A 7573-nucleotide genomic window follows, 5' to 3' on the forward strand; every position below is an offset into this window, starting at 1 on the left:
CCTCCCGCACAGCACCGGACTTCATGCCTGACCAGCGGAAACTCAGCGATCACATTCGATAAGACAACGGCTTCTGAAGCACGGGGACGGGATCCAGTACACGAGGTCCATGCGGCCCACGACCGAACTGGTATGGGATGTCTCGCACCTGTGCGCAACCGTTCCGCGAAGCCCACGGGCGGCACGCTGCGTGCAAGCGAGAGGCTGAGCGGCGGGGTGCAGTAGGGGTCGTGCCCCGGCGGGGTCTTCGTGTGTCGGGTTCGGGAGGATGGGTGGGTGAGCATCGAGGGGCTGGTTCCCGCGCAAAGCGTTTTGGCTGACGACCGTGATGTTGCCGCGGTGTTGGAGGGCGGCAGCCGGTTCAATGCTGCGGACGGCACGGTGTTCGTCCTCGGGGATGCCGCGACGGCGATGATCGTGGCAGCGGCCGACGACCTCCCGGTGAGTGGTGTGCGGTCGGCCGGTGAGGTTGCGGTGGTAGGCCCGCTCCCCGAGGCCCTCGTCCGTCGCATGGTTGCGCACTACCGGTGCCATGAGAGCGGTGACTTCGTCGATTGGCGGCTACCCGTCCATGTGTTCGTCCGCGTCGCGACCGGGCTGCTGTACATGGGCACCGCCAGCGACGAAGGACTGTCGACGGCCACCATGGCCGGGGAACTGGTCGAGCAGATAATGGAGTTGGTACCCGCCGCCGACCGCGCCCTGCTGGACGTGGTTCGGCCGATCGACGACAACGCGCCGCTACCTGGCGTGGACTGGCTCGATGCCGCGAGGCAGGACCGGGTGGCCGCGATGCGGGACTTCGTCACCGGGTGGCACTGGTCGACCTTCGGACTCGCGGAGTGCGTGATCGGCCCCGCGGCTGTCGACGGCCCGTTGCCGCGGGCGCTGGCCGAGTTGTACCGGTTGGCTGACGGCCGCCACCAGCACGTGCTCGGCGCGTACGAGACCATCCTGACTCCGGACGAGCTGCGGGTGAAACCTGCGACCGGCCGGCTGGAGTTCGGCTGGGGATGCGAAGGCGACTGGAGTTGGGCGTGCGATCTGGCCGAGGACGACCCGGCGGTGTGGTGGACCTGGGACGGCATCAAGAAGTTCACTCGGCGCGAGCCCGAGCGGTTGAGCGGCTTCCTGCTCCGACACGTCCTGATGCAGGCGGCGACCACGGCCATCTACCGGGCCGTCAGCAGCCGCCCTTATGCTCCAGCCTCGGTGATCGGCGAGGTGACGGCCGGCCTTGCCCGCGCCCCGGTCCAGTCGCTGGACTACGACGCCGGCCGCAGCGCGATCCACGTGGCCCCGGGCTTGGTCGTGATCGTCACGCACGTCACCGACGACGAGTGTTTCGTGACGGCCGGTGCGACGCATCGCCGTGCCCTGCGTCCGTTCGTCGGCCTGGACCTCAACTGGGACGAGTTCGCCGGCTGAGTACGCACGACACCGGCCCGATGCGGACGCGTTAACCGCGATGAACACTGCGAAGCGGCATCCGGCTGTATCTGGGCGGCACTCCGCCTATGACCTCGTTGTGTTGACGGTATCGGGGTGACTACGCAGCCAGTCCACAGTGAACTCGCCGTCGATACGGGCCCCGTGCACGAAGACGTCCCATTCGGCTTGGGTAAAGCGCACCGCCACAGCAGGTGCGCGTGCGTCAGTCATCGTTATGGTTTCGCTGCGATCACGTTTGAGCCTAAACGGCCCGGCCATTCCTGTCGTGAACGTGCTGTAGTCGACTGCTCCGTGGATGAGTTCGCGGAGGAACGCTTCCCACTCGGGGACGGGCACGATCAGCATCGGCCCGGATGGGTGGCGCAGTGTGGAGTTCTGCACGGCTACGAACGTGTCGTCGGTGGCGACTTCGACGCACGTGTTCGCGCCGTCGGTGCGGGCGCTTACACGCCAGTGGGTGAAGCGGCCGGGCATCAGCGCCTCCTCGTGGGGATTATGCGTACTCCTGTGCGATTTCGTCGATGAAAGTCTGGGAGTCCTCACGGGTCAGTGCCGCCGACAGCAGCTGGTTGAAGATGCTGTTGTGGCGGCGCAGGTCGCGGGGTTTCTCCAGGTAGAGGTTACCGGCGGAGCCTTCCAGGTAGACGACTTGGGGATCGGTTGGGTCGGGGAACTCGATGATGGTGAAGGGACCGTCGATCCCGGCGTGGGCCCCGGCATGGAACGGCAGGACCTGCACGGTGACGTGCGCGAGGCCGCCCGTCGTGCGGATATGCCGCAGTTGTTCGCGCATCACGTCTGGACCGCCGAAGCAACGACGCAGAACCGACTCGTCGATGACGATCCACAGGGCCAGGGGGTCGTCTCTGCGGAGCAACTGCTGACGTCGAAGGCGGAGTTCCACGCGGCGCCTGATTTCGTCTGGATCACCGTAGGTGCGCCCGGCGCGCAGAGCGGCGGTGGCGTAGTCCTGGGTCTGGAGCATGCCGGGGACCACGCGGTTCTCGTACACCCTCATGCCGGCTGCGCCTCCCTCGTAACCGAGGTAGCGCTCGAAGTCGGAGGCGAGGAAGTCGTCGTACTCGGACCACCAGCCGCGGCGTTGGCCTTCCTTCGCGAGTGCAAGCAACGCGTCTCGCTCGTTTCCGTCGGGGACGCCGTACAGGTCGAGCATTTTGCGCACGTGGATCATCCTCGGGGCGGCCTGGCCGGTCTCGATCCGGCTGACCGTGGAGGCGACGCGGCCGATGTGCTTGGCGACTTGGCCGAGGGTGAGGTCCTGCTCATCGCGTAGGCGTCGCAGCTCCATGCCGAGCTGTCTGCGACGCATCGTCGGACCCTGATCCAGCGTCATTTCGTCTTCCTCTTCAGCAAGTTGGCGTGTACCTCGGGTCCATCATCGTGGGTTTCCAGCATCGTGAAGCAAGTTCGGAGAGATTTCTGAAGACTCTCAATCGAATTGCTACGCAATTGCGCTTCGCGTGCGTACGGTGGTCGTGACATGCAGCGACGCGTGCCGGAAGGGGTGCGTCATGGACGAACTTGGTTGGTACGCCGTCACGTTCAGCCCGGAAGATCGGTCAGTCGGCAGGGTCCGCGCTCACGTCGCCGGGCTGTGCGCGACCTTCGGCATAGATCGGGACGGGCCAATCACCGCGATCAGCGAACTGGCGGCCAACGCCGTCGAATACGCGGGCGAGCACGGGGATTTCACGGTCGCCGCAGGGCAGCGGGCCGGGATGTTGTGGATCGTGGTCAGCGACCGCCTGCCGTGCACGATCCCGCTGGTGGACGACGTCGATCCGCTCGCGGAATCCGGCCGCGGCCTACTGCTTGCCCGTGCCGTGTCGGCGGCGTTCGCGTTCGGGCTCTGGGAACGCGGCAAGAGCATCGCGGTGGGCTTCCCGCTCACTGGAGCGTTGTCGTAAACAGCCCGAAGCCGTCAACTCGCGACGGAACAGACCAGCTTGCGCAGCTGCGAAAGCGCTCGGCGGTTCGCGCGAGCTCCAGTAACTGCTGAGCGAGGCCTGGCATGCGTACAGCGGCTCGGCTTCGCAACGGGTGCGACGAACCTGCCTTATCGGCAGAGGGAGTTCGTGCTGACCGCGCCCGGTTCGGTTCGGTGAACGTTTGCGGCTCAACGGGGCGAAATGTCTGGGACCGGACGGTCTGAAGCACACCAGCCGTTGCATGTGTATCTCGCGATGAGGCCGGTCGAGGAATTGCTGCTGGTTCTTCCGACGGCTTGCCTCGACCTCCTCCCGCGCGCGGGACCGGCCGTGTCGGGGCAGGTCCCCACCCACGCCGACCCCGCCGAACTCACCCACGACATAGGAGCTGTTAGGTGACCAGAACCTTCGTGCGCCTTCTCGCATGTCTGACCTCCATGCTCGTCCGCCATCAGCCGCGCGGTCGGCACCGGGCGGGGCAGCCGCCGAACTCGCCTGCGGTCACCTGGCCGTGTACGGCCCCGTCGGATCCGCCGACTGCGGAACTCCAGGCGCTGGTACAGGACCCGCCGCCTGCGTTGGTACGGCCGTACGTCCAGGCGCATGAGCAGCGTGTGCACCAGCGCCGGGCGCAGCGTCGGCGGCGGGTTGAGCTGTGGTTGGCGGTGCATGGGGTGGATACCGGGCCGCGCACGATCCACGGGTGGGTGGTGCCGCGGTGACGGGTTCCGTGTCTGGCGGTCAGGCGGGTCTTGCTGTCAGGGCGGCGGTGAGGGCGCCCGCGAGGAGGAAGGGGCCCATGGGGATCGTCGCCGGTCGAGGAGTGCGGCGGGCCTTGGCGGCCCCGGCACGCACCGCGACCGTGCCGGCGGCGAGGACGAAGGCGTACAGGACCGCAATCCCTGGCGTTGTCCAGGTGTCGGGTCCGAGGGCGAGACCGATGACCGCGACGAGTTTGGTGTCCCCGCCGCCGAACTGCCCGGTGGCGATGGTGAGTGCCGCGCCTGCGGTGAGCAGCGCCAGCGACGCGGCGACCGCGCGGACGAGCGCGGCGGGAGTTGCGTGCGTCACCGCGGCGGCGGCGATCACGCACAGCGCCCCCGCGTAGGTGACGGTCAAGTCCCGGTTGCGGAGCCGTTGTTCGGTGAGGTCGCTGTGCATCAGCCGTGGGGACGCGGCGGCAAGGACGAGCGGGGCGGCGTGATCGAGTTCAGTGCCGCGCCGTTCGACGAGAACCGCGATAGCGGCCCAGGCTGTTGCGGTGCAGGCGGCGGCCAGTGCCGCCGCATTTCCGCGGGGTCGACTTTGTCGGGCCGGCTGCTTCGCGTGCTTTGCGAACTCTCGGGACACGGCCTACGCCCGTGGGTGGAGGTCCGACGTTCCGGTGTGGGGTAGTCCGGTGTGTAGGAACGTGCCGTCGTCCCATTCGGTGCGGGTCCAGGCGAGGTCTTGGGCTGGGCGTTCGCGCCTGAGATGGCGGACGAGTGTGATGCTGCGGTCGGCGCGGGCCCGCTCGTGACGCCAGAGGCGTTCGGCCTCAGGCTTTTCGCGCAATCGGGTGACGATCTCGTTGAGCGGCTTGTCGTCGTGGTGGCGATTGGTGCTCCGCGCCGTCGGGCCCCACCCTGGGGGCGCGGCTGATCCAACGCTCCGCGTCGCTCGGCGCACCCCAGCCCACCAGGCCGACCGCGAACGGCGGCGCGAACGGAAAACGCTGCCCGACCCGCCCCTGTTCCTCCTCGTCGGAGCCGGCACTGCGGGCTCCGATCACCAGGCGGTCCCCGACGGGATGGCTGATCGTCGCCGGTACGCCCAACTCGTCGGAGAGTGCGGCGAGTTCGGGATGGGCGACCTGTGCCGCCTGTACGCTCGACTCCGCCGCACGACCGAAAGCGATGAGCGCGGGGCCCACGGTGAAGGTCCTGCTCGCCGGATACCGGCGGACCCACCCGGCGGCGACCGGGGAGGCGAGGACGGCGTGGCACGTTGCGCGGCTCAGGCCGACGTACCGGACCACGTCGGCGACGGTGGCGGGCTCTGCGGGCCGGGACGCGAGAAACTCGACCACGGCGATCACCCGGTCCGTGGACGGCGAAAGCGTCGCCGACCAGGCCGTTCCGTCCGGGTGGGTGCTCATGCCAGTCACGCCCTCGATCATCGGTCGGCCCGAGACGGCCGTTCACCGGTCCCAGGACATCACACGCCTACGAACCGCCTCGACCCACGGTGAGTCTTCGCAGGTCCGCAGGACCGTGCGGGGTCGAGGAGAGGCGACCCCCTGCGACCGGACGCGGGCTATCGGGATACTCATGCCGTCCCACTGTTGCGCCGGGCCATCCAGGCGGTTCGGCGTTCGCACGCTTCGAGGTGTCCCCATGGCTCTGCCGCTCAGATTCCGTCGCGCCGTCGTCCCGGTCGCCGTCGTGACGTCCGTGCTCATGCTCGCCTCGGCGTGCGGCGGTGACGACGACAAGAAGGCCGACGGCAGCCCCTCCGCCACGAAGACTTCGGCGGCGTCGCCCACCGGCACCGACGCACCGGCGTCGCCCGACGCCACGTCGCCGGCGGGCGGAAGCGGCAAGCCGTCGGCGACCGGCGGCACCGCGTCGGGAACGCCCCTCACCGAAGCGCAGTTGAAGAAGGTCATCCTCGGTCAGGCGGACGTGCCCGCGAACGTCAAGGTGGCCCCCTTCTCCGCCAACGACCAAGAGGCGCAGGCGGACGAAGCCTCCTGCCAACCGGTCCTGGACGTGTTGTCCGGCGGTGTCACCGCGGGCAAGGCCGCGGCCGACACCGGCAATCGGTTTCTGATCGACGACGACGAGAACGACGTCTCGGTGATCCTGCTCGCGTCGTACGCGAACGGCGGCGCGAAGAAGCTGGTGGACGACGCGACTGCCGCGCTGGCGTCCTGCGCCTCGATCCCCGCGTCCAAGGCCGGCAGCAAGGTGACCTTCACGACCGAGAAGGTCGACCTGACCAGCAAGGCCGACGCCACCCTCGGCATCGCGCTCGTCACCTCGGCGGGGAGCCAGTCGATCCCGACCGACTACGCCATCATCCAGGTGGGCGACATGCTGGCGATCTTCGTCAACCTGAACACGGAGACCGGCGAAGCGGAGATGCCCGATAGGCAGTTGCTGGACGCGCAGGCCGAGAAGATGCGTGCCGCGCACTCCTGATCCGTATCCGAACGATCCGAGAGTGGCGAGCCCCCGCCTGATCGGTGAGCGTCGACCGGAGCCGGTCTCCGCCGGAGGGCAAGACCGCCGGGGCGGGGCACCGCGCGGCGCGGTGCACCTTTGACGGGCTCGCGGCGCGGCGGGGCCCGGAACGACGGAAAGGTGTTCCGGGCCCCGCCGCGCGAGCGGACGTCGCCACGTGGACCGTCGTGGGGAACGGTTAGGTGGCTTGCGCCTGCGGGCGTGTTACGCGTGCCCGAGTCCTCCGGGCAGGCGTACGTTCATCCCGGACGGCGAACCGCCGGACACGGGTGCGGCGGACAGGTTCTTGGAGAATGCCGCCAGGTCGATCCTGCGGCGCGTGCTGGAGATCACCGGCACCGCGTCCCTGTTCGGGGGTTCCGCACTCGGCGAGGACCACACGGGCGCCGAGGAGTGGCAGGCCTCGGACGAGTGCCCCTCGGCGCGTCCCTCGCACGCGCCCCCGCGGTGAGCCGGGCGACTTGGTTCCGCACCGTGAGCGGGTGCCTGTGAGAATTGCGCCGATGCAGATCGATGTGACCACCACCGTGCTCGACGATCGGCAAGAAGTGCGCATCGTCCGGGTCGTCGGGGAGTTCGACACGGACGAGACCGAGGCCCTGGCCGGGCATCTCGCGCTCCCGCCCCAGGATGCCGCCGCCACGGTCGTGGATTTGGCTGCGGTCGACTTCGCCGATTCGTCGCTGCTGCACGCCCTTCTCACCGCGCGCCACGACCACCTGCGGGCGGGCGGTTCCCTCGTCCTCGCGGCGCTGTCCCCGTTCGTCGTACGCCTGTTGGACCTGACCGACACCACCCGCGCCTTCACCGTCACCGGAACGGTCGCGGAAGCCGTCGACCTGATCCGCGTCGGGCGCCGTCGGCCCCCGATCGTGAACGGCTCGGGGCCGGGCCCCATCAGCGCGGCCTCGCGCGCCCGGGCGGGCGCCCGGGGGGGGGGGCGAAGGG

At 68.9% G+C, this 7573-nt stretch carries 9 protein-coding genes; 5 read left to right on the forward strand and 4 right to left on the reverse strand.

Features of this window, described 5'->3' with window-relative positions; all coding sequences use genetic code 11:
* Positions 1 to 276 precede the first annotated feature (276 nt).
* Positions 277 to 1428, forward strand: a complete 1152-nt coding sequence (locus ACRX5S_RS30155) for a hypothetical protein (protein ID WP_436776322.1) — start codon at positions 277 to 279, stop codon at positions 1426 to 1428.
* 87 nt (positions 1429 to 1515) lie between these two features.
* On the opposite strand, the gene ACRX5S_RS30160 is transcribed toward ACRX5S_RS30155, so the two are convergent.
* Both ACRX5S_RS30160 and ACRX5S_RS30165 read right to left on the reverse strand, forming a co-directional pair.
* Positions 1516 to 1926 (reverse strand): DUF397 domain-containing protein, encoded by a 411-nt coding sequence (locus tag ACRX5S_RS30160; RefSeq protein WP_436776323.1) that lies wholly within the window; start codon positions 1924 to 1926, stop codon positions 1516 to 1518.
* 19 nt (positions 1927 to 1945) lie between these two features.
* Entirely contained in the window at positions 1946 to 2806 is an 861-nt protein-coding gene (locus ACRX5S_RS30165) for a helix-turn-helix domain-containing protein (protein ID WP_436776324.1), read from the reverse strand.
* A 178-nt stretch (positions 2807 to 2984) separates the two neighbouring features.
* Between ACRX5S_RS30165 and ACRX5S_RS30170 the strand changes: the two genes are divergently transcribed.
* On the forward strand, positions 2985 to 3380 hold the full coding sequence (locus ACRX5S_RS30170; protein WP_436776325.1) for an ATP-binding protein: 396 nt from the start codon (positions 2985 to 2987) through the stop codon (positions 3378 to 3380).
* A gap of 762 nt (positions 3381 to 4142) precedes the next feature.
* Here the strand turns inward: ACRX5S_RS30170 and ACRX5S_RS30175 are convergent.
* Together ACRX5S_RS30175 and ACRX5S_RS30180 are read right to left on the reverse strand one after the other, a co-directional pair.
* The gene (locus ACRX5S_RS30175) at positions 4143 to 4562 is read right to left on the reverse strand and encodes a prepilin peptidase (protein WP_436776326.1); all 420 of its coding nucleotides are present in this window, start codon (positions 4560 to 4562) and stop codon (positions 4143 to 4145) included.
* A gap of 376 nt (positions 4563 to 4938) precedes the next feature.
* On the reverse strand, positions 4939 to 5478 hold the full coding sequence (locus ACRX5S_RS30180; RefSeq protein WP_436776327.1) for a hypothetical protein: 540 nt from the start codon (positions 5476 to 5478) through the stop codon (positions 4939 to 4941).
* Positions 5479 to 5776: 298 nt separating this feature from the next.
* Between ACRX5S_RS30180 and ACRX5S_RS30185 the strand changes: the two genes are divergently transcribed.
* The 3 genes from ACRX5S_RS30185 to ACRX5S_RS30195 all read left to right on the forward strand — a co-directional run.
* Entirely contained in the window at positions 5777 to 6583 is an 807-nt protein-coding gene (locus ACRX5S_RS30185; RefSeq protein ID WP_436776328.1) for a hypothetical protein, read from the forward strand.
* A 328-nt stretch (positions 6584 to 6911) separates the two neighbouring features.
* Positions 6912 to 7076, forward strand: a complete 165-nt coding sequence (locus ACRX5S_RS30190) for a hypothetical protein (RefSeq protein WP_436776329.1) — start codon at positions 6912 to 6914, stop codon at positions 7074 to 7076.
* Positions 7077 to 7128: 52 nt separating this feature from the next.
* A partial coding sequence (locus ACRX5S_RS30195; protein ID WP_436776330.1) for an STAS domain-containing protein occupies positions 7129 to 7573 on the forward strand: 445 nt, incomplete at its 3' end.

This window comes from Yinghuangia sp. YIM S09857, assembly GCF_051388915.1.
Lineage (GTDB): Bacteria > Actinomycetota > Actinomycetes > Streptomycetales > Streptomycetaceae > Yinghuangia.

Bases quoted from the DNA above. Each gene is read 5' to 3' on its own strand.
- ACRX5S_RS30160 (WP_436776323.1), bottom strand. From the start codon at position 1,926: ATGCCCGGCCGCTTCACCCACTGGCGTGTAAGCGCCCGCACCGACGGC.
- ACRX5S_RS30165 (WP_436776324.1), bottom strand. From the start codon at position 2,806: ATGACGCTGGATCAGGGTCCGACGATGCGTCGCAGACAGCTCGGCATG.
- ACRX5S_RS30170 (WP_436776325.1), top strand. From the start codon at position 2,985: ATGGACGAACTTGGTTGGTACGCCGTCACGTTCAGCCCGGAAGATCGG.
- ACRX5S_RS30175 (WP_436776326.1), bottom strand. From the start codon at position 4,562: ATGCACAGCGACCTCACCGAACAACGGCTCCGCAACCGGGACTTGACC.
- ACRX5S_RS30185 (WP_436776328.1), top strand. From the start codon at position 5,777: ATGGCTCTGCCGCTCAGATTCCGTCGCGCCGTCGTCCCGGTCGCCGTC.